27 protein-coding genes and 1 pseudogene are annotated in these 24,877 nt (G+C 53.6%); 16 read left to right on the top strand and 12 right to left on the bottom strand.

Features of this window, described 5'->3' with window-relative positions; all coding sequences use genetic code 11:
* Positions 1-123 precede the first annotated feature (123 nt).
* Both EH206_RS11590 and pabB read right to left on the bottom strand, forming a co-directional pair.
* Positions 124-726 carry a CoA pyrophosphatase gene (locus EH206_RS11590; RefSeq protein ID WP_009112951.1) on the bottom strand — a complete coding sequence of 201 codons (603 nt, stop codon included), beginning with the start codon at positions 724-726 and terminating at the stop codon, positions 124-126.
* Positions 727-758: 32 nt separating this feature from the next.
* Positions 759-2,141, bottom strand: a complete 1,383-nt coding sequence (pabB, locus tag EH206_RS11585) for an aminodeoxychorismate synthase component 1 (protein ID WP_009112950.1) — start codon at positions 2,139-2,141, stop codon at positions 759-761.
* 161 nt (positions 2,142-2,302) lie between these two features.
* Here pabB and EH206_RS11580 point away from each other — a divergent pair, with 161 nt between their 5' ends.
* From EH206_RS11580 to EH206_RS11565, 4 genes are all read left to right on the top strand, one after another.
* Positions 2,303-2,542: a YoaH family protein gene (locus tag EH206_RS11580; RefSeq protein ID WP_009112949.1), complete on the top strand. Its 240-nt coding sequence runs from the start codon at positions 2,303-2,305 to the stop codon at positions 2,540-2,542.
* 476 nt (positions 2,543-3,018) lie between these two features.
* Positions 3,019-3,282, top strand: coding sequence for a helix-turn-helix domain-containing protein (locus EH206_RS11575; protein WP_009112948.1), 264 nt, complete (start codon positions 3,019-3,021; stop codon positions 3,280-3,282).
* A 458-nt stretch (positions 3,283-3,740) separates the two neighbouring features.
* On the top strand, positions 3,741-3,974 hold the full coding sequence (locus EH206_RS11570; protein ID WP_009112947.1) for an AbrB/MazE/SpoVT family DNA-binding domain-containing protein: 234 nt from the start codon (positions 3,741-3,743) through the stop codon (positions 3,972-3,974).
* On the top strand, positions 3,961-4,377 hold the full coding sequence (locus tag EH206_RS11565) for a PIN domain-containing protein (protein ID WP_009112946.1): 417 nt from the start codon (positions 3,961-3,963) through the stop codon (positions 4,375-4,377). The genes EH206_RS11570 and EH206_RS11565 overlap by 14 nt, the downstream gene beginning before the upstream one ends.
* 131 nt (positions 4,378-4,508) lie before the next feature.
* On the opposite strand, the gene EH206_RS11560 is transcribed toward EH206_RS11565, so the two are convergent.
* Entirely contained in the window at positions 4,509-4,880 is a 372-nt protein-coding gene (locus EH206_RS11560) for a hypothetical protein (protein WP_136163881.1), read from the bottom strand.
* 67 nt (positions 4,881-4,947) lie between these two features.
* On the opposite strand from EH206_RS11560, the pseudogene EH206_RS11555 reads away from it, so the two are divergent.
* Positions 4,948-5,028: pseudogene (locus EH206_RS11555) on the top strand (IS200/IS605 family transposase); the annotation flags it as partial.
* A 201-nt stretch (positions 5,029-5,229) separates the two neighbouring features.
* On the opposite strand, the gene EH206_RS11550 reads toward EH206_RS11555, so the two are convergent.
* Positions 5,230-6,600, bottom strand: a complete 1,371-nt coding sequence (locus tag EH206_RS11550; protein ID WP_009112945.1) for an MATE family efflux transporter — start codon at positions 6,598-6,600, stop codon at positions 5,230-5,232.
* Between the two features lie 307 nt (positions 6,601-6,907).
* Here EH206_RS11550 and EH206_RS11545 point away from each other — a divergent pair, with 307 nt between their 5' ends.
* Entirely contained in the window at positions 6,908-7,543 is a 636-nt protein-coding gene (locus tag EH206_RS11545; protein ID WP_009112944.1) for a riboflavin synthase, read from the top strand.
* Between the two features lie 70 nt (positions 7,544-7,613).
* Here the strand turns inward: EH206_RS11545 and cfa are convergent, their stop codons facing one another.
* On the bottom strand, positions 7,614-8,774 hold the full coding sequence (gene cfa / locus EH206_RS11540; RefSeq protein WP_009112943.1) for a cyclopropane fatty acyl phospholipid synthase: 1,161 nt from the start codon (positions 8,772-8,774) through the stop codon (positions 7,614-7,616).
* Between the two features lie 612 nt (positions 8,775-9,386).
* Complete coding sequence (gene purR, locus EH206_RS11530) at positions 9,387-10,403, bottom strand: HTH-type transcriptional repressor PurR (RefSeq protein WP_009112942.1); 1,017 nt, start codon at positions 10,401-10,403, stop codon at positions 9,387-9,389.
* Between the two features lie 368 nt (positions 10,404-10,771).
* On the opposite strand from purR, the gene cydH reads away from it, so the two are divergent.
* Positions 10,772-10,861, top strand: coding sequence for a cytochrome bd-I oxidase subunit CydH (cydH, locus tag EH206_RS11525; RefSeq protein WP_009112941.1), 90 nt, complete (start codon positions 10,772-10,774; stop codon positions 10,859-10,861).
* Between the two features lie 96 nt (positions 10,862-10,957).
* Here the strand turns inward: cydH and EH206_RS11520 are convergent, their stop codons facing one another.
* On the bottom strand, positions 10,958-11,716 hold the full coding sequence (locus EH206_RS11520; protein ID WP_009112940.1) for a C40 family peptidase: 759 nt from the start codon (positions 11,714-11,716) through the stop codon (positions 10,958-10,960).
* A gap of 324 nt (positions 11,717-12,040) precedes the next feature.
* On the opposite strand from EH206_RS11520, the gene EH206_RS11515 reads away from it, so the two are divergent.
* A complete protein-coding gene (locus EH206_RS11515) occupies positions 12,041-12,391 on the top strand; it encodes a Grx4 family monothiol glutaredoxin (RefSeq protein WP_009112939.1) in 351 nt (116 codons plus the stop codon).
* Positions 12,392-12,497: 106 nt separating this feature from the next.
* Here EH206_RS11515 and rnt read toward each other — a convergent pair whose 3' ends face one another.
* Complete coding sequence (rnt, locus tag EH206_RS11510; protein WP_009112938.1) at positions 12,498-13,169, bottom strand: ribonuclease T; 672 nt, start codon at positions 13,167-13,169, stop codon at positions 12,498-12,500.
* 110 nt (positions 13,170-13,279) lie between these two features.
* Positions 13,280-13,687, bottom strand: coding sequence for a lactoylglutathione lyase (gene gloA / locus EH206_RS11505; protein WP_009112937.1), 408 nt, complete (start codon positions 13,685-13,687; stop codon positions 13,280-13,282).
* Positions 13,688-13,931: 244 nt separating this feature from the next.
* Here gloA and EH206_RS11500 point away from each other — a divergent pair, with 244 nt between their 5' ends.
* A complete protein-coding gene (locus EH206_RS11500; protein WP_009112936.1) occupies positions 13,932-14,171 on the top strand; it encodes a DUF1289 domain-containing protein in 240 nt (79 codons plus the stop codon).
* Between the two features lie 170 nt (positions 14,172-14,341).
* Entirely contained in the window at positions 14,342-14,779 is a 438-nt protein-coding gene (slyA, locus tag EH206_RS11495; protein ID WP_009112935.1) for a transcriptional regulator SlyA, read from the top strand.
* 141 nt (positions 14,780-14,920) lie between these two features.
* Here the strand turns inward: slyA and EH206_RS11490 are convergent, their stop codons facing one another.
* Positions 14,921-15,388, bottom strand: a complete 468-nt coding sequence (locus tag EH206_RS11490; protein WP_009112934.1) for an outer membrane lipoprotein — start codon at positions 15,386-15,388, stop codon at positions 14,921-14,923.
* A 340-nt stretch (positions 15,389-15,728) separates the two neighbouring features.
* Here EH206_RS11490 and anmK point away from each other — a divergent pair, with 340 nt between their 5' ends.
* From anmK to pdxY, 5 genes are all read left to right on the top strand, one after another.
* Positions 15,729-16,841, top strand: coding sequence for an anhydro-N-acetylmuramic acid kinase (gene anmK / locus EH206_RS11485; protein WP_009112933.1), 1,113 nt, complete (start codon positions 15,729-15,731; stop codon positions 16,839-16,841).
* A gap of 121 nt (positions 16,842-16,962) precedes the next feature.
* Positions 16,963-17,274, top strand: coding sequence for an MliC family protein (locus EH206_RS11480; protein WP_009112932.1), 312 nt, complete (start codon positions 16,963-16,965; stop codon positions 17,272-17,274).
* Between the two features lie 150 nt (positions 17,275-17,424).
* A complete protein-coding gene (pdxH, locus tag EH206_RS11475; protein ID WP_009112931.1) occupies positions 17,425-18,093 on the top strand; it encodes a pyridoxamine 5'-phosphate oxidase in 669 nt (222 codons plus the stop codon).
* Between the two features lie 222 nt (positions 18,094-18,315).
* Entirely contained in the window at positions 18,316-19,593 is a 1,278-nt protein-coding gene (tyrS, locus tag EH206_RS11470) for a tyrosine--tRNA ligase (RefSeq protein WP_009112930.1), read from the top strand.
* A gap of 88 nt (positions 19,594-19,681) precedes the next feature.
* Positions 19,682-20,539, top strand: a complete 858-nt coding sequence (gene pdxY, locus EH206_RS11465) for a pyridoxal kinase PdxY (protein ID WP_009112929.1) — start codon at positions 19,682-19,684, stop codon at positions 20,537-20,539.
* Positions 20,540-20,579: 40 nt separating this feature from the next.
* Here pdxY and gstA read toward each other — a convergent pair whose 3' ends face one another.
* Positions 20,580-21,188 carry a glutathione transferase GstA gene (gstA, locus tag EH206_RS11460; protein ID WP_009112928.1) on the bottom strand — a complete coding sequence of 203 codons (609 nt, stop codon included), beginning with the start codon at positions 21,186-21,188 and terminating at the stop codon, positions 20,580-20,582.
* A 408-nt stretch (positions 21,189-21,596) separates the two neighbouring features.
* Between gstA and acnA the strand changes: the two genes are divergently transcribed.
* On the top strand, positions 21,597-24,272 hold the full coding sequence (gene acnA / locus EH206_RS11455) for an aconitate hydratase AcnA (RefSeq protein ID WP_009112927.1): 2,676 nt from the start codon (positions 21,597-21,599) through the stop codon (positions 24,270-24,272).
* Positions 24,273-24,418: 146 nt separating this feature from the next.
* Here the strand turns inward: acnA and EH206_RS11445 are convergent, their stop codons facing one another.
* The gene (locus tag EH206_RS11445; protein WP_009112926.1) at positions 24,419-24,763 is read right to left on the bottom strand and encodes a RidA family protein; all 345 of its coding nucleotides are present in this window, start codon (positions 24,761-24,763) and stop codon (positions 24,419-24,421) included.
* Positions 24,764-24,877: the final 114 nt, after the last annotated feature.

Genomic DNA, 24,877 nt, shown 5'->3' with positions numbered 1-24,877 from the left:
AAAATTCTCAAATCGCGCCATTGTAGTGTGCAATATGTTGCGGAGTTCGCTTTTTCGCATGAAATAAACTTATGCCAACAGGCAACAAAACTTATTTCAGCGCACAGAGGGACAAGATAACCATCATGGTTCGCTGGCAACGTGCAGGGCGAGCCGGCGGATAATCGCCGCCGTCAATCCCCAGACGAATTGCTGCCGATACCAGGAGAGATAAACACGGTGAGGTTTGCGCTGCCGCTCGATATCAAGGGAGTGGTAGCGGGTAAGCGCCAACGCTTCCGCCAGCGGCATTTCAAATAGCTCCGCCACTTCGTTTTCATGCGGATAAAAGCGGGTCAGCGGGGAGATAAGACCGACAACCGGCGTGACCTGAAAGCCGCTGACGCTGTCTACCGACGGCAATACGCCCAATACCTGCACATTTTGCGGCGGAATGGCTACTTCTTCCTGCGCCTCGCGCAGCGCCGTTTCCACCAGCGACCGGTCGTCAAGGTCGGCGGCGCCGCCGGGGAAGGCGACCTGCCCGGCATGGCTTCTCAGGCCGGATGCCCGGCGGGTCAGCAGCAGCGTCGGGGTGGCGCGGCGCACAATCGGCACCAGTACGGCCGCCTGCCTCCGGTGGCGGGCCGGCGGCGCCGGCCGCAGCGTTTGCAGTTGAAAGCGGGTAATAAACTCGGCCAGATCGAAGCTGGCGGGCGAGCGGGTTTCATTCACTGAATGGGTCACGAGTAGTTACCTGGGAAGCGCTGATTATCCAATTAATCCAACGTATCCAGCAATGGCAAGATACGCTTCACTTTATCAAAGGTTTCCTGATATTCCGCCTGTTCCTGGCTGTCGGCGACGATCCCCCCGCCGGCCCAGCAGTAAATTTTACCTTGCTCGGTTAGTAAGGTGCGAATGGCGATGCTGGTGTCCATGGTGCCGCAAATGCTCAGGTAGCCAATGCTGCCGCAATAGGCATTACGCCGCTGCGGTTCCAGCTCTTCAATAATCTGCATCGCCCGGATCTTGGGCGCGCCGGTGATCGAGCCGCCGGGGAAACAGGCGCGCAGCAACGCCGTCGCGTGGCGGCCGGCGGGAAGCCGCGCCGTAATGGTACTGACCAGATGGTGAACCGCGGGAAAAGGTTCCACGATAAACAATTCCGGTACGCGCACGCTGCCGGGCACCGCCACCCGGCCAATATCGTTACGCAGCAAATCGACAATCATCAGGTTTTCCGCCCGATCTTTATCCGACCGCGCCAGCCGTGCGGCCTGCGCGCGGTCCGCGTCCTTGTCGGCCAGGCGCGGCAGCGTGCCTTTAATGGGGCGGGTCTGGATGCGCTGGCTTTCCAGCCACAGAAAACGTTCGGGAGAAACGCTGATCACCGCGTGTTCAGGCAGGCGCAGAAACGCGGAGAACGGCGCCTTATTGCCGGACGACAGCCGCAGAAACGCCTGCCATTCATCCCCTTGATAGTCGGCGACAAAGCGTTGCGCCAGGTTGACCTGGTAACAGTCTCCCGACAGCAGGTAATCCTGTATTTTATCAAATTTTCCGCCGTACTCCGCGCGCGACATATTGGCGCGCCACGGCCCGGTCAGCCGGAAATCGGCGGTGGGGCGACCCGCGGGCGGATGCGCCAGCCAGTCGAGCCGCTCCTGAAGATGACGATGAACGATCAGCGTTAATGTCTGACGCTGATGATCGGCGATTACCGCCCAGTCATATAAACCGACGGCCATATCGGGCAGGGCGATATCCTGCCGTGCCTGTGACGGCAGCTTCTCGATGCGGCGACCGAGATCGTAACCGAACAGGCCGAGCGCGCCGCCCTGAAAGGGAAAGTCAGGGCGCGCCGCGGCATCGACGCCCAGATGTTCAAGCTGTTGTTGCAGCAGCAGGAAGGGATCGTCGGTGGATATCCGCGTATTGCCGTCGCGGGTGATTTCCGTTCGTTCGCCGCGGGTGCGCAGCGTGACTCTGGGGTCGGCCACCATAATGTCGAAACGACTATGGGGATGATCGGCAAAGCCCGAATGCAGCAGCATCGCCCACGGCTGCTGCGAAAACGGCGCGAAAAGCGTCAGTAGCGCATCCGGCCGATAGGGCAGCGAATGATAGACAGGGGATGAGGCGTGGGTATCTAAGGACATGTCTTTTCGTATAATCTCATGCTTGCAGGTGAACCGCTGTTTAGTGGTCGGCCCGGAGTGATTTTCCCCGGCGGGCTAGCGTACCACAAAGCGGAAGTTCTGGCGTATGGCGCAGATGGCGTGCGATGATACGCGCCCGATTTACTCCCCAGGAGAAGATGATGATTGCAGGTATGCCGGCGCTGACCCATGAGCAGCAGCAGGAAGCGGTGGAGCGGATACAGGATCTGATGTCGCAGGGGATGAGCAGCGGCCAGGCGATTGCCATCGCGGCGGCGGAGATTCGGGAACAACATAAAGGTGACAGGGTCACTGCCATGTTCGACGATGAAGAAAGCAATGAAAACGATGAGGATGAGGAGCGCTCGTTTGATGATGGTGAAGAAGAGGAGGAGCATTAAGGTTGGATAGTGGCAAACGATGATTACGACCGGGTTTGCTATATGGACTTAAAATTAGACTTAAATGTATCGGATACGGGTGGAATTCAGTGGAAGCCGCTGCAACGAGAAAGGATGATTTCCATCCATATTCCAATGACCTATAGATACCAGTAGACATCTATGGAACAAGAAATGGTGCGTTCTAATGGACCTAAATTCCAGCTCTAACCAATTGATAAAAGGAAAGTTTCATGTATAAACCAAATTGGTTAGGACTTAATTGTGGACTTATTTTAAAGCGGTAGCCAGTATTAATTCTTTTACGCCCAGTACTACAAAATAAGGCTCCGCCTTGCGGACGGAGCCCGAAAGCTGAAATCTTTTACGGTTGATTTCCCTGGTGCATGGCTGATGTAAAGGTTTTACTTTACAAATAAAATGTAAAGGAATGCTAGACAGGCGTCAATGATTAAAATTGATTGTCTGGACAACCGATGATAGGGAAGAGACTGAAAGAAGCCCGGAAAATGCGCGGCATTACACAGGAAAAGCTTGGTGTGATGATAGGCATAGAGGAAGCAACCGCAAGGCAACGTATTTCTCAGTATGAGCTGGGAACGCATACCCCCAAATATACGCTTGCGTGCCACATGGCAGAAATATTGGGTGTGCCTGAGTGCTATTTTTATGTCAAGGATGATGATTTTGCAAAAAAAGTGCTTGATTTGTACATGAAAGAAGCAAAGCCCCATACCTGAAAGATGTCATGTGGCCATAGGATGTCTTCCTCCGGCGTATCAGGACATCATCTCATCACGAATTGTTAACGCTTACGTCCAGAAGGCCGTGTAGCCTGCGTTTCAAGGCATGTGAAGCCGAACCTGGGGGGCGACATCTGTTGCAGCCGGTGCACAACCATGGAGTGATTGGGACGAGCGAATGGATATCTTGTCTACTATCGGTAGCATTACGCAGGACCTGCTCTCGACTCTTGCTAAAGGGGCTGCAAATCCCCGCCATTGGATTTTGCCAAAGGCACCCATAAAATAGTTTATATATTGGGGTTTGCTTAATGAATTATTGAGTTGAAAGGATTACTTGAATTGCTATTTGGTGAGCGGGATTTGGTCGGATGTGAATGAACACATCTTGGGAATTGCAATTTTCCAGTTGTAGATATACAATTTTATAATGTATATCTTTAGAGGTGGCGGTGATGCAGGTGTCAAAGTGGGGCAATAGTCTGGCGATCCGACTGCCGGCAAGTTTGGTCGAAGCCTTGGAGTTGCAAGAAGGCGATGACATCGAGATCGTGATCGACGACCCGCGTACGTTTGCAGTTCGCAAGAAACCTGGCGCGGATGAATTGCTGGAGCGGCTACGCGGCTATCGTGGCAAGCTGCCGGCGGACTTCAAGTTCAGCAGGGACGAGGCCAATGAGCGTGGGTAAATTGCGGCCTTTCCTGGACAGCAACGTCTTGCTGTACCTGTTGTCCGATGATGCCGCCAAAGCCGACGGCGCTGAGGCATTGTTGAAGACGAACCCAGTGATCAGTGTCCAGGTTCTCAACGAGGTGACCGCCGTATGTCGTCGTAAACTGGCGATGAGCTGGCAGGACATCGGGAATTTTCTCGATCTGGTTCGCAGCTTCTGCGATGTGGTGCCGCTGACGGTGGAGGTGCATGACCGGGCGCGCTACATTGCCGAACGGCAACTGTTGTCGTTCTATGATGCGTGCATCGTTGCCGCAGCCGCAGTGGCCGGGTGCCAGACGCTGTACAGCGAGGATATGAACCACGGCCAGATCCTGGAAGACAGTCTCACTATCAGGAATCCGTTCGTTAGAATCTGAGTTGCCTTCCTCCCGCCGCCGATTTGCTGTGTATGCGGCTATAGCAAAGGCCGACTCGGGATAGGAGTGAAGAAGATGGCAAAAGATTCGTACACTCAAAGCCGCACCCACAAGATCGGCCAATATGTGGGCTAAGTTTGGCGAAATTGGGTAGGAGAGGAGCAGCGTTTTGTTGCCTGGCTGATCCGGCGCAATGTCCCGGCAGGCATTGCGAGGGTAGTGCCGTGGTCGTGGGATTCTGGTTGGCCGTGCTTACGCCCTTGTGTACTATCTAATAATGCCCCAAGTTTTTTAGCCTCAATGAGGTGCAATATCTCTCTCAGATCATCGCTTGGAAGAGCATCAATTAGCTGCGCTATCTTAAGAACGTGTTCGGATGTCTTAAAGGGTAAGAGGCTTGATATTCCGTTAGTAAACGCATAATTCAAAAGAATATTTTTATCATCCTGAGTTAGACTCCCAAGTAATGCCTCCCACAACATCATCGGATGCTTTGTATCCAAGTATTGTCCTGTAACCTTTGTTTTGAGATAAATTCATTGTGTTCCTCTTGCTCTGTACGACTTTCAGGGATATCAGTTGGAGCAGGACACGTTGGGAGAGCAACTCTCGATTCCGTATCAGGGTAGCCCGTTTACGGGCCGTAAGTAATCCATAGATGCAAATGTCAGATCGTGATGCGCCTGTTACGGCACGGCTGGTAACAGAGACTTACAGGCGCATATGAAAAACCCCCGGCTATGCCGGGGGATACTTATTCTGTATCGCGCGCGATTGCTGCGCTTCTATCCATACCGCGTTTTTTTTCATCATCTTCCGCGCTATCCGGCTGATTGCGGAACATAACCCGTATTAACGCGCGGCGCGCAGCAGGATTTTTTCAGCGGGTTGTCGCTGGAGCCAGCGGATACGGGTGACCATCATAATCGCCGCGGCGGTCAGGCCGATGATAAATCCCCACCAAAAGCCCGCCGGTCCCATACCGGGCACAATATAATCGGTTAGCGCCAGCAGGTAGCCGCTCGGCAGCCCCAGTATCCAATAAGCGGTAAAGGTTATGTAAAAGATTGACCGGGTGTCTTTGTAGCCTCGCAGTACGCCGCTGCCGATAACCTGAACCGCATCGGATATTTGATAAACGGCGGCCAGCAGCATCAACTGCGACGCCATCGCCACCACCACCGGGTCCTGGTTGTAAAGCAGGGCGATGGGTTCGCGCAATAGCGTAGTGAAAATTGCGGTGCAGAATGCCAGTACCACGCCGGTTAGCAGTCCCGTATACGATGAAATGCGGGCATTGTGCACCGAGCCTTCTCCCAGTCGGTGGCCGACGCGTATTGTCGTCGCGATACCCACGGAAAGCGGCAGAACGAACATCAGGGAGCTGAAGTTGAGCGCGATCTGATGACCGGCGACATCCACCACGCCCAGCGGTAAAACCAGCAGCGCGACGATGGCGAATAAACTCACTTCAAAGAGCAGCGCCAGCGCAATGGGCAGGCCGAGAGTAAACAGGCGCTTCAGCGTGTGCCAGTCCGGTGTGAATCGCTGCGGCGACCTGATATCACGCAGCCAGACCGCACGCCTGGTGTAGGCCGCCATCAGCAGCAACATGATCCAGTAAACGGACGCCGTCGCCACGCCGCAGCCCACCCCGCCCAGTTCCGGCATGCCTAACTTGCCGTGGATGAAAATATAATTAATGGGGATGTTAATCAACAATCCGATAAACCCAATAATCATGCCCGGCAGGGTTTTTGACAGGCCCTCGCACTGGCAGCGTAAAACCTGATAGAACAGGTAGCCAGGCACGCCCCAGAGCAGGGCGTGTAAATAGCCGATGGCTTTTTCAACCAGTTCGGGCGAGTCATTGTTCATCAGGCGGATAATGTGCTGTCCCTGATAAAGCGCCAGCATGGTTAACAGGGAAACCACCAGCGCCAGAAAGAAGGATTGCCGAACCTGATGCGCGATACGATCGCGGCGACCGGAACCATTTAACTGGGCAACCACCGGCGTCAGCGCCAGTAATAATCCGTGCCCGAACAAGATGGCAGGCAGCCAGATAGAGGTGCCTACGGCAACCGCCGCCATATCGGTGGCGCTGTAGGCGCCGGCCATAATGGTATCAACCACCCCCATGGATGTCTGAGACACTTGTGCAATGATGACAGGAACCGCGAGCGCCAATAACTTACGCGTTTCAGACAGGTACTTCTGCACAAACACCTTCCTTGAATTAACCAACCGGATAGCGGGATAATTAAACTTGGATAAACACAATGATATCGCCGATAGAGATAAGGTTGATATTGTAACGACTTGCCTGAAGTAAACCAGCTCGCCGGCGAATAAATTAACCGCGGACATCATGGCGGTTAATATGTCCGGCGATTATTGGCAATGCGGTTTGGTTTTCATCTTCATATGGGGCACACTGCATGCTAGCGACTTATTTCAATCAGCGATGCGCGCGTCGGCGGTATCGCCCGGCAGTTATTTCTTTACACAGTTTTAAGAGGCAAGCCTGATGTTTACCGGTATTGTTCAAGGCACCGCGCCGGTGGTGTCCATTGATGAAAAAGCAAATTTTCGTACCCATGTGGTGCAACTTCCGCCCGAATTACTGCCGGGATTGGTTCCCGGCGCTTCCGTGGCCAATAACGGCTGCTGCTTGACGGTAACCTCGGTGGAGGGCGATCGCGTCAGTTTTGATTTGATGAAAGAAACACTGCGGTTGACCAATCTGGGGGATATTAACGCGGGCGATATCGTCAACCTGGAGCGGGCGGCGAAATATGGCGACGAGATCGGCGGGCATATTATGTCCGGTCATATTATCTGTACGGCGGAAGTGGTGAAAATTCTGGTTTCAGAAAATAACCATCAGATTTGGTTCCGTCTGGCGGACGAATCGCTGATGAAGTATGTGCTGCATAAAGGGTTCATCGGCATTGACGGGATCAGCCTGACGATTGGTGAAGTTACCCGCAACCGCTTCTGCGTGCATTTGATTCCCGAGACGCTGCACCGCACCACGCTGGGACAGCGGCGCCTGGGGCAACGGGTGAATATCGAAATTGATCCGCAGACACAGGCGGTGGTAGATACGGTAGAACGGGTCTTGGCCAGCCGGCATGCGTCCGAGCTGCCGTCCGAGGCGTAACGCGTAAATCCGCGCCCCTGCCGGTTGGATAATCGTGCGGCTTTGGGGGACGGTTTGACGTCAGGCTATTTTAGCGCGGAACCCGTACGCCGCCTTCGATGCCGTTGATGCTGAACAGCACCTGCCATAGCTGAATATTGCGGGCGCGAAACGCGCCGGCGCAGGCATTAAGGTAGTAGCTGAACATACGGCGGAATCGCGCGGAATAGCGATCGGAAATTTCCGGCCAGTGTTGCTGGAAACGCTGGTGCCAGGCCATCAGGGTGCGATCGTAATCGGCGCCGAAGTTATGCCAGTCTTCCATCAACATATAGGGTTCGCTGGCATGGGCGATATGTTGTACGGAAGGAATGCAGCCGTTGGGGAAAATATATTTATTAATCCATGGATCGACTTTGGAGCTGGTTTTTTTGGCGCCGATGGTGTGCAGTAAAAATAACCCGTCCGGCTTAAGATTTTTACTGACCACCCGGAAATAGGTGTCGTAGTTGCGCGGTCCGACATGCTCGAACATGCCCACCGAAACCACCCGATCGAATTGCATATCCAGATCGCGATAGTCCCGCAGCAAAATCGTGACGTCCAGATCCTGGCAGCGCTGCTGGGCTAATTTTTGCTGTTCTTTGGAAATAGTGACGCCGCAAACGGAGACGCCGTACCGGCGTGCGGCGAATTCCGCCAATCCGCCCCAGCCGCAGCCGATATCCAGCAGCGTCATTCCTGGCTGAAGCTGCAGCTTTTCGCAGATCATCTCCAGTTTGTCTTCCTGCGCCTGCTCCAGGGTGGATGCCTGTTTCCAGTAGCCGCAGGAGTACTGCATATAGGGGTCCAGCATCAGCGAAAACAAGTCATTACCTAGATCATAGTGCGCTTCGCCGACTATCCAGGCGCGTTTTTTGGATTGCAGATTCATCAGCCGTGCGGCGGCGACGCGCAAAATATCTTTCAGGTGCTGAGGTATTTTTTCATCCAGTCCGGCGCGTAGTATGCGATGAAAAAAAACGTCCAGCCGCTCACATTCCCACCAGCCATCCATATAACTTTCACCCAATCCCAATGATCCTTCACGCAATACGCGTTTAAAAAAATCAGGATTCTTGACCTTGATATCAAAAGGGCGGGAACCGTTGATTTTTACATCGGCCATGTCCAGCATTTCACGCACAATCCGGGACCATGACGTATGATGACGGCCCAGTTCCTCGACATCCTCTACACATGATGAACTCATAATTTCTCCCTACCTTGCTGCTCGCGAAACACCCGCAAGGAAAGCATAGACAATTATTACCAATCGGTATCGGTGGGATCACCCATCGTCTACTCTCCGAATATCAGAGGAAAATGAAGAGAAAAAAGCCGGTACGCAAACACGTAGAGGCACTCATCCTAAGATAAATACGCAAACTCCCTATGCGCTTAACGCTCAAAGGATAGTGAATTAAATATATACCCGTCATACTTCAAGCTGCAGATGCGTTGGCTGCATTACTCGGCCCCTCCCTGGGCCTCACCCCGTTGGGGCCGCTGCAAGCAGCGTTCAAATCTGCTCCAGGCAGATTTGTCAGTCACCCGAATCACTTACTTGAGTAAGCTCATCGGGATTAAATGAGAGACATCCTGTCTCTCACCGCAGGCCAGCCGTTAGCTGGTCAAATTCGTTCCCGACGAATTTGTCCTTCCCTTGCCGCCTTCCTGCAACTCGAATTATTTAGGGTAAAAATTATGATTGTCGTGCTAAAAACTGCTGTTCAGTTTATGACTGCTTCGGCCAAGGTACAAGTATAAATTGGCCGAAGCATTGTTGGCGTGGCGCGCGTTTCCGTTCTCAGGAGTAACGTCGTTAATCGCGGAATGGGCCGTCGGCCACGGAACGGCGTTCGATAAGGGCGGGGTGTACCTCAATGGTCTGTGCGTCTTCCCTCTTGCTGGTGATGCGGTCCAGCAACATGGCGAAAGCCGATTGCCCCAGCCGTTCTTTAGGCTGATGGATGGTGGTCAGCGCCGGGGTGAAAAAGCGGGAATGGCGGATATTGTCGTATCCGATGACCGAAATATCCTGGGGAACGCGCAGCCCCAGCTCATCGGCGGCGCAGATTGCCCCCATAGCCATAATATCTCCGCCGCAGAACACCGCCGTCGGCCGGTGTTTTTGCGCCAGAATCTGATGCATCGCCTTATAGCCGGATTCAGGCTCGAAATCTCCCTGCACGATCCATTCATCATGAATCTGAATATTGGCGTCGTTCAGCGCTTTTAAAAATCCAAGATAGCGCCCGCTGCCGGTATTCCGTTCCTGAATGCCGGGAATGGCGCCGATATCCCGATGGCCGCGCTCTATAAGGTAGCGGCCCGCCATATAGCCGCCCTCAAAGGCGTTATCAATAATGGTATCGGTAAAATCGCTGTGGGCCTGCCCCCAGTCCATGACCACCATCGGAATGTTGCGATAGTCTTTCAGCATGCTGAGCAATTCAGGCGGGTATTCGGCGCACATAACCAGCAATCCATCGACGCGTTTTTGGGCCAGCATGGAAAGATAGGCGCGCTGTTTATCGAGATTGTTATGTGAGTTACACAAAATCAGCGTGTAACCTTTGGCGTAACAGCTGTTTTCGACGGCTTCAATGATTTCAGCAAAGTAGGGAGCTTCGCTTGAGGTCGCCAGCAAACCAATGGTTTTGGTGTGATTGACCTTAAGGCTGCGGGCGACGGCACTGGGTGAATAGTGTAATTCCTTGATTGCCGTCCTGACGGCGGCCCTGGTCTCTTCGGCGACGAAACGTGTTTTGTTGATCACGTGCGATACGGTTGTGGTAGAAACGCCAGCACGTTTTGCCACATCTTTGATCGTTGCCATGTAAAAATGACTCCTGAAGCGACTTACTTACAGTCGTAAGTATATTGTTAATCGTTTGCCTGCGTTTAATGTTCTCTTTCCAGATAAAAACAGGGTTTCAGAAGGAGAATGCCGAATGTTACACCTGAAGGGGCAAGGCTGGCGTTTTTCGACCGATACACCCATACGCGGCCTGTCGTCAGACAGCGGATTTTGTCCGATTTGCCACTAAAGTGGAAGCGGTAATTTATACTATTAGCGAGACGCCGGTATGAGATTTTTTTCTCAAACTATGAAAGACTGTCAATCGCAATACGCAGTTTTACCCTGAAGTTTGGACGGTCGATACTTTCTTTTGATAATTGGTGTGCGCGAAAAAGGAGACGCCTATGGATACTGACCTGAAAATATCGTTGCTGGCTACCATCGGCGCGCTGGCGATGATCTTGATATTCAGCTTTGCCGCCGTACTGAATTAACGGCCCTGGGCCGAGTCTCTTTTTTATCTTCACGGACAGGTTTAAAGCGTAAAACCTGTCCGCATTCTCTCCGCGCAGGCGTTGGCCCCTAGCCGGTTAACGAACGGTCTGGGGAGTGACCACGCGGCGTGCGCCGACATAGTGCTCCCGCCAGTAATCTTCGCTCAGTTTACTAATACGAATATCCGCGCCGCTACGCGGCGACTGAATGAATTTTCCGTTTCCCAGATAAACCCCAACGTGATCGGCCGCGCCGCGATTGTTGATGCGGAAGAACACCAGATCGCCGCTTTCCAGCTCGTTTTTGCTAATCGGCGCCGCATCGCGCAGGTGGTACATTTCATTCGCCGTGCGCGGGATAGCGATTTTGACCACGTCTTTATAGGCGTAATAAACCAGACCGCTGCAGTCAAAGCCGGTGAACGGCGATGCCCCTCCCCAGCGATAAGGTTTACCCATCTGGCCCATCAGCTTATTCATCGCCGTTAATTTGGCATGTTGAAAGCGTTTTTTATGCGCTTCGCTTAGCGTCAATCCTTTTCCCGTTTTGTCTTGCCGCGCGGCTTTGGTTTTGGAATGGGCGGAGTAAAGCCTGTGGCGGGTTTCCGGCGGCAATTTTTTGAGGTTTTTTTTAACCAGCGCCGGCGTACTGCCCGTCGTTCTTGACGGCGCCTGCTGCCGTTTATGTCTGGTGGAGCGGGGGGTTTTAGCGTTATCGGCGGTTGCAATGACTTTGACGGTAGCCGTTTTTTTACTCTTTTGCGGCGCCAAATCCGGCGTATACGGGGCCGCCTGCGCCAAATTCACCAACAGGTGGCTGAAACATAATATAAAGAGGCCGGTAAATAAGCGCATGATAGCAACGAGCGGTAATAGTCCTTAAATCGCCGATACGCACAGTATTCCCGAAAACGACATTATAAAACAGTGGGAATATCTCCTTTCTTCATACAAAATAGTGAAAAAAAGTTAATGGTGGTTTTTTCGGTGGATTTATCGTCACTGGCGCGGTGAATTATCATCCAATAAGGCCGTGCCGCGGTGAAAATATACCCACATAAAAAATAGCGTTTTTTTGTGGCTGCCGCCCTCGGTACAATATCCTTGAGTGGATGGCGCTGTAACGGCTCATCTGATAGATGGTTAATTAGCCATCCTATAGGTTAAGGAAGCAAGAGAATGACGACAACGACAATTGAAAAGATTCAGCGCCAGATCGCTGAAAACCCGATTCTGCTGTATATGAAAGGTTCGCCTAAATTGCCAAGCTGCGGATTTTCCGCCCAGGCGGTACAGGCGTTGTCTGCTTGTGGCGAACGTTTTGCCTATGTCGATATCCTGCAGAACCCGGATATTCGCGCCGAGTTGCCCAAATATGCCAACTGGCCGACGTTTCCCCAACTGTGGGTCGACGGTGAGCTGGTCGGCGGCTGCGACATCATTATTGAAATGTATCAGCGCGGCGAGCTGCAGCCGCTGATTAAAGAAACGGCGGATAAATACAAATCCCAGCAGCAAGATCAGGAATAAGTCCGCCGGGAGCCGCGTGTATAAGCGCAATGCCTGCCTTATGACGAAACCTGCCGTATAACGAAGAGAGGGGAGCGAAAGCCGCCCTCTCTTTTTGCCAGCTTGCTTAGCTTGCCGCGGAGGCGGCGGCCGGTTGGTTTTCATCCAACGCGATCGGCCATCCGCCCATCCGCTTCCAGCGGTTGACCAGTTCACAAAAGAGCAACGCCGTCTGATTGGTGTCATAGAGGGCGGAATGCGCCTGGCTGGAATCAAAAGCGATACCCGCGGCGATACAGGCTTTGGCAAGCACGGTTTGTCCCAGGACCAGCCCGCTAAGCGCGGCGGTGTCAAAAGTGGCGAAAGGATGAAAGGGATTGCGTTTAAGGCCGCAGCGCTCGGCGGCAGCCATGATAAAGCCATGATCAAAGGTCGCGTTATGCGCCACGATAATGGCCCGGTTGCAGCCCTGATCCTTCAATCCTTTGCGCACGACCTTGAATATCTCATGCAGGGCTTCGTATTCGCTGACCGCGCCACGTAACGGGTTGCCGGGATCGATGCCGTTAAACGCCAGGGCCGCGGGTTCCAATACTGCGCCCTCAAAAGGCTCAATGTGGAAATGTAGGGTTTCATCCGGCTGCAACCAACCATCGGCGTCCATTTTTAATGTTATTGCTGCGACTTCCAGCAAGGCATCGGTTTTGGCGTTAAACCCGGCGGTTTCAACATCGATCACCACCGGGTAAAACCCGCGGAAACGACCGCTCAGGGCGTTGAGGTCATTTTTATCAGCCATTAGTCTCTTAATCTTTAGCAGAATGCAGCGCGTATTATGGCAAATTTTGTCGAGAGATGCAGTATGCGCGGGAAGCCGGCGGACGCCAATCAGTCGCCCGCCGAGATTGATCAATTGCCGAGTCCCTGGCCGGATTGGGATTTTTCTATCAGTTCGATTTTATAACCGTCCGGATCTTCAACGAACGCAATGACCGTGGTGCCGCCTTTTACCGGGCCGGCTTCGCGGGTTACATTTCCGCCCGCATGGCGAATGCGATCGCAGGTGGCGGCCACGTCATCCACTCCCAAAGCAATATGACCATACGCATTACCCAGATCGTAACGCTCCACGCCCCAGTTATAAGTCAGCTCGATGACAGCGCCTTCGCTTTCCTCGGTATAACCGACAAATGCCAGAGTATATTTATACTCCGCGTTTTCACTGGTGCGCAGCAGGCGCATACCTAACACGTTGGTATAAAAGTCGATAGAGCGTTGTAAATCACCAACACGCAGCATGGTGTGAAGTAGGCGCATAATTTTAATTTCCTCGGTTGGCTACCGTGATAAACGGCAACATGACGAAAAAAGCTAACGGATAAGAAGTATAGCGTTGTAGATATGCCGAGTCCAAGTCATTGCCGGCCAAGCAGAATGATAACGTAGGAAAATCCCCTTGAATTATAATGGATATATAATTATTTTACTTGTTACAGTCAGCAAAGACTTGCCAGCGAGAGCGATCGGGGCTTCAATAAACGGGGTAGTAGAAGGAGGCGCGGTGCCTGAGCAATTTGAACTCTTTGCTGTTCCCAATCCTTGCCGTGGCGTTTGTCTGTCCGATGAGCGTGGTTTTTGCCGCGGTTGTTTTCGCAGCCGCAATGAGCGTTTCACCTGGGGGCAGATGAGTGAGGTGCAGAAACAGGACGTGCTGCGTTTGTGCCGGCAACGAATGAAACGCCGGTTGCGCAGCGGGAAATCAGAGTCGCCCGCGGAGTCGCGGCAGCCGTCTTTATTTTGATGCTATCTAACGGCGACTGAATAAAATAAGTCCGAGATCGTTTTTACCACAGCTTTATTTGATAGAATTCTATTATTCAAAAATAATAAAAATAATTTTTCCATTTCTATAAATCAGAGTTGATTGCAATCCAGGGACATAACTTAGCATGCTAATTATAAGGAGAGTTTATGGAATTGCCACTAGGATCTGATTTAGCTCGTTTGGTGCGAGTTTGGCGCGCACTAATTGATCATCGGCTAAAACCGCTGGAACTGACGCAAACACATTGGGTGACGCTACATAATATCTACCATCTTCCGCCCGGTCAGTCTCAGATTCAACTGGCTAAAGCGATAGGTATCGAGCAGCCTTCATTGGTTCGAACGCTGGATCAATTGGAAGATAAGGGTTTGATTACCAGACATGTGTGCTCACATGACAGACGCGCCAAGCTTATAATGCTTACCGAAACGGCGGAACCGATCATACAGGCGGTCAATGATGTAGTCAGTCGCACCCGTAACGAAATTCTATTCGGCATCACCCCTGCACAGGTCGATGAATTGGCTTTGCTGATTTCTCGTTTGGAAAAAAATATACTGGCGTTACATGACAGCCAGTCTTAGTTAATCTTTCATCGCTATATTTGCGGCAAAAGAAATAGCCTTTGGCGATTTTACCGGTTGTATTTTTGCTAAATTTTTAACAACAACGTAATAATTATTGATGGTAATCACCACCGTGCAGGTGGTGATTATGATCATGGATTAGCGTGGTGAAACGGTAATACTGCGGCCGTTGCTGGCCATCGCCACTCGTTGCCCGGCGCTGAATCTGGTTTCGCCCTGTTTTTGAACCACCATAATGGTGCTGCCGTCATCCTTACGGATTTCCAGTTCCACGCCTTGAGTCCGGTTTAGCGCGCCCGTAGCGCTTTGGCCGGCTACGCCACCCGCAACCGCGCCCGCGGCGGTCGCCAGACTACGGCCGGATCCCCCTCCGACTGTGTTGCCCAAAAAGCCCCCCAGAACCGCGCCGCCAAGCGCGCCGATGATATTGGAGTCCTCACCCGCCTGAATTTGTATCGGACGTGTTGATACAATGGTGCCGTAAGTGACGGTTTGCACCTGCTTGGCTTCGGATGCGCTGTAAACATCTCCTGAAAGCGTACTGGTATTGGCGCAGCCAGCCAGGGTAATACCAGCGAGGGTAACCACAAGCAAACGCTTCATCATAATAAATACTCCTGTAATGGCGATATGTCGGGCTGGCTCAGCCTCGGCCGACGATGGTATACGGCTAAATTATGGTCTGGCTTAATGTTCCATTCCACTCTTTTTACTCTTTTTTGCAGAATATAATAGTGTCTTTAAATTGACGGTAAACAGAGAGAAAAATCTGCCGTCCCGGTTTTTGCTATACTGTTCCTCGTCACTCGGCCACATTTTTAACAAAAATTCAACCGCGATAACAAAACATAAAAAATATAATAATTCAGTGTCTTAAAATGCTATTTTTATCCTGGGCCCACGTTTAATGTTAGTTTTCTTTACCCTGCGGGGAAAAGGTCATGAAATGAGATCAGGCAGATATATCGGTGTGATGTCGGGCACCAGCCTTGACGGTATTGATGTGGTGATGGCGGCTATTGATGAATACACCGTGGCGCAACAGGCCAGCTATAGCCACCCGCTGCCGCAGGATATCAAAAAGGCCGTTCTGGGCATGTGCCAGGGACAGCAGGTCACGCTGTCCGCGCTTGGGCAGTTGGATACCCGCCTGGGGGTCCTGTTCGCCGAGGCGGTACTGGCACTGCTTAAAGAGACGGGAGTGAATGCGCGGGATATCACCGCTATCGGCTGTCACGGGCAGACCGTCTGGCATGAGCCGCACGGCGAGGCGGGCTGTACGCTGCAAATCGGTGATAACAACCGCGTTGCCGCCATGACCGGCATTACCACCGTGGGCGATTTTCGCCGCCGCGATCTGGCATACGGCGGGCAGGGAGCGCCTCTGGTGCCGGCGTTTCATCATGCGCTGTTACAGCACCCGAATGAGCGACGCATCGTACTGAATATCGGCGGCATCGCCAATTTGTCGCTGCTGGTTCCGGGGGCCGCCGTACGCGGCTACGATACCGGTCCGGGAAATATGTTATTGGATGCCTGGATCTGGCGTCATTGCGCGCAACCCTACGATAAAGACGCCAAATGGGCGATGGCGGGGCAGGTTGACCCTCTGCTACTGCGGCGCATGGTGGCCGATCGCTACTTTTCCCTGCCGGCGCCGAAAAGCACCGGGCGGGAATACTTTAATCTGGGCTGGCTGGAGAAAAAACTGGCAGGGCTGCCGCCGATCCCGGTTCAGGACGTTCAGGCCACTCTGGTTGAACTCACGGTCGTGAGTATTGCCGATCAGGTCCTGCTGACCGGCGGCTGTGAACGATTATTGGTGTGCGGCGGCGGCGCCCGGAATCCGCTGATTATGGCGCGACTTTCGGCCCTGTTGCCCGGTATTGAAGTCGGCCCGACGGATGAGTTCGGAGTCAGCGGCGATGATATGGAAGCGCTGGCGTTCGCCTGGCTGGCTTCCCGCACGCTATCCGGTTTGCCGGGAAATCTGCCGTCCGTTACCGGCGCCAGCCAGGAAACGGTGCTGGGGGCAATTTATCCCGCCGCGATCGACTAATCGGATTTTGCTGAGATTTCAATGACCGGCCTGTTGTTAAACTGACTGAGCGCGGTGAAAGCGTCGATGCCGTCCGGGCGTAGCGCGTTTCACCGCTATCGGAAACAACGGGAGAAGAGTAATGAAATCACTGCTGACAGGGGCGGTGCTGGTCCTATTAAGCGGATGCAGCTATTTTGGTCATCAACAGTCGGTTAATACCCTGTCTTATCAGTGCGGCACGATGCCGCTGACGGTAACGATGCGGCAGGAGGATAAATCGGCGTCACAGGTCGTTTTCCTGCTGGACGGAGAACGTCACACCCTGCCGCAGATCCCCTCAGCCTCCGGCGCAAGATTCAGCGATGGAAGCTACACTTTCTGGAGCAAGGGAAACCATGCCTTTATTCAGCGCGGCGAACGGGTAATTGTTAATGACTGCGTTTTGAAATGAGTGGGCTTTAACGCGGCGTTTTTGCACGGGTTAATACTGACCCGGCAACGACCGATGGTGTCGCCGGCGATTGAGATTTTGCGGGTACGAGCGCAGAATAACGAGATTCATCTCCTCTTTTAAATCGCCACAGCAGGACATCATCACACTATGACACAGGAAAGAACGCCTTCCTTTCAGGTACCCGATATCGCGGATCTACGCCGTGAGTATACTCTCGGCGGACTGCGCCGCCGCGACCTTACCGACAATCCGCTGGATCTGTTTGAGCGTTGGCTGAAGCAGGCATGTGAAGCCCGGTTGGCGGATCCCACCGCCATGTCGGTCGCCACCGTCGATGAGCAGGGGCAACCCTATCAGCGTATCGTGCTGTTGAAACATTACGATGAACAGGGCATGGTGTTTTACACCAATATGGGAAGCCGCAAGGCGCGGCATCTGGCGCACAATCCGCGGGTGAGCCTGCTGTTTCCCTGGCACATGCTGGATCGACAGGTAATAGTGCTGGGGCGTGCCGAGAAGCTGCCCGCGCTTGACGTCATCAAGTATTTCCACAGCCGGCCGAAAGAGAGCCAGATCGGCGCGTGGGTCTCCAGACAGTCCAGCAGGATCTCGACCCGCGGCATTCTGGAAAGCAAATTTCTGGAGCTCAAACAGAAATTCCAGCATGGCGAAGTGCCGCTGCCGAGTTTCTGGGGCGGTTTCCGCATTACTATCGATTCCATGGAGTTCTGGCAAGGGGGCGAGCACCGCCTGCATGACCGCTTCTTCTATCAACGGCAGAACGACGGCTGGAAGGTTGATCGTTTAGCGCCTTAATCTTGAAATATCCTGGTTAAACTCTGGCGATCCTGCCGTGAGCGCTTTATCCTATGGCGTTTCGCGCTATCGCCGTTTTTCAGCGGCATGGGCGTTTGACCTGATGTTGAACGGGACGAAGATACCTAAAGCAGACAGGGCATAAAAAACCAATAATAGGCCGCGGCAAATCAGCTTGCCAAGGCGTACAACACGATATTTGGCATAAAAACGGAGTTATCGATGGCGAGTAGTAACCTGATTAAACAACTGCAGGAGCGGGGGCTGATTGCCCAGGTGACGGACGAGGAAGCGTTGGCGGATCGACTGGCGCAAGGGCCGGTCGCGCTGTATTGCGGCTTCGATCCTACCGCCGACAGCTTGCATTTGGGGCATCTGGTTCCGCTGCTTTGCCTGAAACGTTTCCAACTGGCGGGACACAAGCCGGTGGCGCTGGTGGGCGGGGCGACCGGCCTGATTGGCGATCCGAGTTTTAAAGCCACGGAACGTAAGCTGAATACCGCGGAAACCGTCAGTGAATGGGTGGAAAAAATCCGCCGCCAGGTCTCGCCGTTTCTGGATTTTGACTGCGGCGAAAACAGCGCGATCGCCGCCAATAACTATGATTGGTTCGGCAGTATGAACGTGCTGGATTTCCTGCGCGACATCGGCAAGCATTTCTCAGTTAATCAGATGATTAACAAGGAAGCGGTCAAACAGCGTCTGAACCGCGACGACGTGGGTATTTCCTTCACCGAGTTTTCCTACAATCTGCTGCAGGGCTATGACTTCGCCTCGTTGAACAGGCAGCATAATGTTGAATTGCAAATCGGCGGTTCCGATCAGTGGGGCAATATCACCTCCGGTATTGATTTGACCCGGCGCATGAATCAGCAGCAGGTTTACGGCATGACCGTACCGCTGATCACCAAGTCCGACGGGACTAAATTCGGTAAGACCGAAGGCGGCGCAATCTGGCTCGACGCCAGCAAAACCAGTCCTTACAAGTTTTACCAGTTCTGGATCAACACCGCCGATGCCGATGTTTACCGCTTCCTGAAATTCTTCACCTTTATGAGTCTTGCAGAGATCGATGCGCTGGAAGAAGAGGATAAAAACAGCGGTAAGGCGCCGCGCGCTCAGCATGTGCTGGCGGAAGAAGTGACCCGTATGGTGCATGGCGAAGCAGGCCTGGCCGCGGCACGCCGCATTACCCACAGTCTGTTCTCCGGTTCGCTGCAGGATATGACGCAGGAAGATTTCGCCCAACTGGCTCAGGATGGCATGCCGATCGTCGAGCTGGAGCAAAGCGCCGATTTACAGCAGGCGCTGGTCAACGCCGAGCTGGTGCCGTCGCGCGGTCAGGCCCGTACCATGATCGCCTCTAACGCGGTGACGATCAACGGCGTAAAACAGGCCGATGCGGAATATACCTTTAGCGACGGCGATCGCCTGTTCGGCCGTTACACCCTGCTGCGCCGGGGTAAAAAGCACTACTGTCTGATCTGCTGGAAAGCATAGGTACGGAAAATCAGGGAGCGCAAGCTTCCTGTATCTTTTAGCGGTTATTGATGCGCGTATGCGCTGGCAAGGATTTGAGTCATAGCAAATGAAAAACATACTCTCCATTCAGTCACACGTTGTTTTCGGCCACGCCGGCAATAGCGCCGCCGAGTTTCCCATGCGGCGGATGGGCGCAAACGTTTGGCCGCTTAATACGGTGCAATTCTCCAATCATACCCAATACGGCCATTGGACCGGCTGCGTCATGCCCGCCGGCCATCTGACCGAGATTGTGCAGGGCATTGCGGATATCGGACGACTGAAAGATTGCGATGCGGTGCTGAGTGGTTATATCGGTTCGCCTGAACAGGGCGAGCATATTCTGGGTATCGTTCGGCAGGTCAAGTCGGTAAATCCACAGGCGATCTATTTCTGCGATCCGGTGATGGGCTCGCCGGAAAAAGGCTGCATCGTCGCGCCGGGGGTGGCGGACTTTCATTGCCGTCAGGCGTTACGGGCGGCGGATGTGATTGCGCCCAACCTGCCTGAACTGGAGCAGCTCGGCGGCCATGCGGTGCATAACGTGGCGGAAGCGGTAGATACCGCGCGGGCGCTGTGCGAGCAGGGGCCGAAGATCGTGCTGGTCAAGCACCTCAGCCGCGCGGCCTATCGCAGCGACAGCTTTGAAATGCTGCTGGTCACGCCGACGGATGCCTGGCATATCAGCCGGCCTCTGGTGGAGTTCGAACGTCAGCCCGTCGGCGTCGGCGATCTGACCAGCGGATTACTGCTGGTGAATATACTCAAGGGCGTGGCGCTGGATAAAGCGCTGGAGCACACCACGTCGGCGGTTTACGACGTTATGCTGATAACGAAAGAGATGAACCAATATGAGCTGCAACTGGTCGCCGCTCAGGACGGCATCGTTAATCCGCGCCATCATTTTCAGGCGGTGCGTCTGTAAAGGTACGAACAACGCGCGGCGGCCACCGCGCGCTTTATATTCAACCTTTCAACCTTTCAACCTTAAGCGCCGTCACTACCGAAGGCCGTTCGGCAATGTGTTCAAGGTAAGCGGCCAGCGCAGGGTAGCGGAACATATCCAGCTTTAGCGACTGCGCCCAGCGCATAACGGTAAACAGATAGGCGTCCGCGATGCTGAACCGGTTGGCGACCAGGTACTTCTGTTCGCTCAGCACCAGATTTATATAGCGGAATTTTACCTGTAAGTACTCAATAATCAGTTCCTTATAGGTTTCTGGCGTGCTGCGTCGGAATATCGGGGAAAAACTTTTATGCAGCTCGGAGGAGATGTAGTTCAGCCATTCAATGGTGTGATAGCGGGCCATGCTGCCCACTGGGGCGATAAGATTACAGTGCGGAACCTTTTCCGCCACATACAGAGCAATGGCGACACCTTCCGTAAGAACGCCCCCATCGTCAAACTGTAGAGCCGGTACAAGCCCTTTGGGGTTGATTGACAGGTAATCCGTACCGCGTTCGGTCTTCTTGGACTTGAGATCCACCTTTTCAAGTTTGAAGTCCAACTTGGATTCCAGCAAAACAATATGAGCAAAAAGGGAACTGCTTTCCGGCTTATAAAACAGTTTCATGTATAACCCCTTGATATCATTTTTTATCCATCAACAGATGAGCTGCGGTTTATTCTTTGAACGCGTTTTTATTTTTACTACAACTGGCGATATCAGGCTGTGAGTCATCCGGCAAAACGTTTGTTTCCCTCAAAGAAAAGAACGGTAGCGAGAGATCGTTAACCTTATTTACTATCGTCTACTATCGGCCAAAACGACCGCTAACTTTACTTAATTTTTCGCCGGGCAAAATCTTTCCTTAACGCCAATTATCAATAGCCAGCGGCTATCGCTGCGTTTATAACGTGTTGTTGCAAAAATGTTGTTTTTTGTTTGTGTTATATTTAAACAAGACCGCATATTCAGGCTGGGTATTGAATGGCCGGTTAACGCAAAATAATGATTAATCAGGTCACTTTGGGAGGAAGCATGTCATCTCATTTTCTGCGCGACAGCTGTCTGGATACGCTTAGGGTAAGGCAACAAACCTACCACTATTACAGTTTGCCTCTGGCGGCCAGGCAGCTTGGGGAGATAGATAACTTACCCAAGTCATTAAAAGTCTTGCTGGAAAACCTGCTGCGCCATATGGATGGCGATACGGTGCGGCAAGAGGATCTCCGGGCCGTGGCTTCCTGGCTGAAAACCGGTCATGTCGAGCGGGAGATAGCCTACCGTCCCGCGCGCGTGCTGATGCAGGATTTTACCGGCGTGCCCGCGGTGGTCGACCTCGCCGCCATGCGCGCCGCGGTGGAGCGCCTGGGCGGCGACGTCAATAAGGTGAATCCGCTGTCGCCGGTCGATCTGGTGATCGACCACTCGGTGACGGTGGATCACTTTGGCGACGGGCTGGCGCTGGCGGATAACACGCAGTTGGAAATGGAACGCAACTATGAGCGCTACCAGTTTCTGCGCTGGGGGCAAAACGCCTTTAGCCACTTCAGCGTGGTGCCGCCGGGAACGGGCATTTGTCATCAGGTGAACCTGGAATATCTGGCGAAAGCGGTGTGGTATGAACAGCTGCAGGATAAACTGATGGCCTATCCCGACACGCTGGTCGGAACCGACTCGCACACCACCATGATTAACGGCCTTGGCGTACTGGGATGGGGCGTCGGCGGGATCGAAGCCGAAGCCGCCATGCTGGGCCAGCCGATTTCCATGCTTATTCCCGACGTGGTCGGAGTTAAATTGAGCGGGAGAATGCGCGAGGGGATCACCGCGACCGATCTGGTGCTCACCGTGACGCAAATGCTGCGCAAACACGGCGTGGTGGGGAAGTTTGTCGAGTTCTACGGCGATGGTCTGGACTATTTGCCGTTGGCCGATCGGGCGACCATTGCCAATATGGCGCCGGAGTACGGCGCGACCTGCGGTTTTTTCCCCATCGACCACATCACGCTGGAATATATGCGCCTGACCAACCGCAGCGACGACCAGATCGCCCTGGTTGAGTCCTATAGCAAGCAACAGGGGTTGTGGCGCAATACCGGCGATGAGCCGGTATTCACCAGTCAACTGGCGCTGGATCTGGGTAGCGTCGAGACCAGTCTGGCCGGCCCGAAACGCCCGCAGGATCGCGTTGCCCTGGCGGCGGTGCCCCAGGCGTTCGCGGCAAGTAGGGAGCTGGATATCAATACGGTGAAAACCCGGCCGGAGTATGAAGAATTTACCCTGGACGGGGAGACGCATCAGCTGCATCAGGGCGCGGTGGTGATTGCGGCGATCACCTCCTGTACCAATACCTCGAATCCCAGCGTACTGATGGCCGCCGGATTATTGGCGAAGAATGCGGTAAAACGGGGGCTGAAGAAAAAGCCCTGGGTTAAAACATCGCTGGCGCCGGGCTCGCGCGTGGTAACGGACTATTACGCCAAGGCCGGCTTAACGGCCTATCTTGATGAGCTGGGCTTTAATCTGGTGGGATACGGCTGCACCACCTGTATCGGTAATTCAGGTCCTCTGCCGGACGCCATCGAAACGGCGATTAAAGCCGGCGATTTGACCGTCGGCGCGGTGTTGTCGGGCAACCGCAATTTTGAAGGGCGTATTCATCCGCTGGTGAAAACCAACTGGCTGGCCTCGCCGCCGCTGGTGGTGGCCTATGCGCTGGCGGGAAACATGAATATTGATCTTACCAGCGACCCCCTGGGGGAAGATAGCCAGGGCCGCCCGGTCTATCTGCGGGATATCTGGCCGACGGCAAAATCGGTGGCCGACGCCGTATTGAACGTCAGCGCGGATATGTTTCATAAACAGTATGCCGCGGTATTTGAAGGGACTCAGGAGTGGAAAGATATCGAGGTCGATAACAATCCCACCTATCAGTGGCCTGCGGAATCGACCTATATCCGCCAGACGCCGTTTTTCCTCCATATGGAAAAAGAACCGGAACCGCTGCGAGATATCCACAATGCCCGCATTCTGGCCATGCTGGGCGACTCCGTCACCACCGACCATATCTCTCCCGCAGGTAATATCAAACGCGACAGCCCGGCGGGACGCTACCTGCTGGAGCGCGGCGTAGAGACCAAAGAGTTCAACTCTTACGGCTCGCGCCGCGGCAATCATGAGGTGATGATGCGCGGCACCTTCGCCAATATTCGTATCCGCAATGAGATGGTGCCCGGCACTGAGGGGGGGTATACCCGGCATATCCCTTCGCAAAACGAGATGACGATCTATGACGCCGCCATGCGTTATCAGCAGGAAAATGTCCCGCTGGCATTGCTGGCGGGCAAGGAGTACGGCTCTGGGTCCAGCCGCGACTGGGCGGCGAAAGGACCGCGATTGCTGGGCGTGCGCGTGGTTATCGCCGAATCCTTTGAGCGTATTCACCGTTCCAACCTTATCGGTATGGGGATTCTGCCGCTGGAGTTCCCAAATGGGGTAACGCGCAAGACGCTGGAATTAACCGGCGATGAGCAGATATCGATTAGCGGATTGAACCAGTTGACGCCCGGCGCGGCGGTGGACGTAACCATTACCGATAACGCGGGGAATAACCGGGTGATTAAAACCCATTGCCGTATCGATACCCGCAATGAACTGACCTATTATCAGAACGACGGCATCCTGCATTATGTCATTCGCAACATGCTCTGACTGGCGAGTCGTGCTCCGCTATACCCACGGACTGGCCGGTGACGAGGTAACCAGAATGGCCGATATGTCCTTTACGCTGATAGTCATCAGCGTAGTGGTCCACGATATATTGAATGGCAGGGCGCAACTCAAATACGCCTCATATATCACAGGGCGGCAATTGCTTTTATTTCAATTTTAAAGCGCGGATTCATCAGCCTGGCCTGTACGGTGCAACGCACAGGCGCGCTGCCCGGCGCGACCCAGGCGTCCCATACGGCGTTCATCGCCGCAAAATCATCGGCATCGGCCAGAAAAATGGTGACGTCCAGCAGACGGCTTTTATCCGTTCCCGCCTGTTGCAATACCTCGTCCAACGACGCCAAGGCGTTTTCCGTCTGCGCGCGGGCATCCCCATCCAGATTATCCGGCACGCTGGTGTGATACAGCGTGTGGTTATGGATCACGGCATTGGACCAGCGCGCTTCAGGGTCGATTCTGGTGATTGGCATTAGTATGTTGTCCTTTCATCTTGGTGAATAACGGCGTTAAGCCTAACATTAGACTTCAGCGACCAAAAGCCCGGCCGATTTAGGGTGGTGGCGCCGGTTGAGTCTTGGCATAAT

Source organism: Brenneria nigrifluens DSM 30175 = ATCC 13028, from assembly GCF_005484965.1.
In the GTDB taxonomy this organism is placed as follows: Bacteria; Pseudomonadota; Gammaproteobacteria; order Enterobacterales; family Enterobacteriaceae; genus Brenneria; species Brenneria nigrifluens.
The sequence above is the reverse complement of the archived record's forward strand: the minus strand, read 5'-3'. Positions and strand labels throughout refer to the sequence as shown.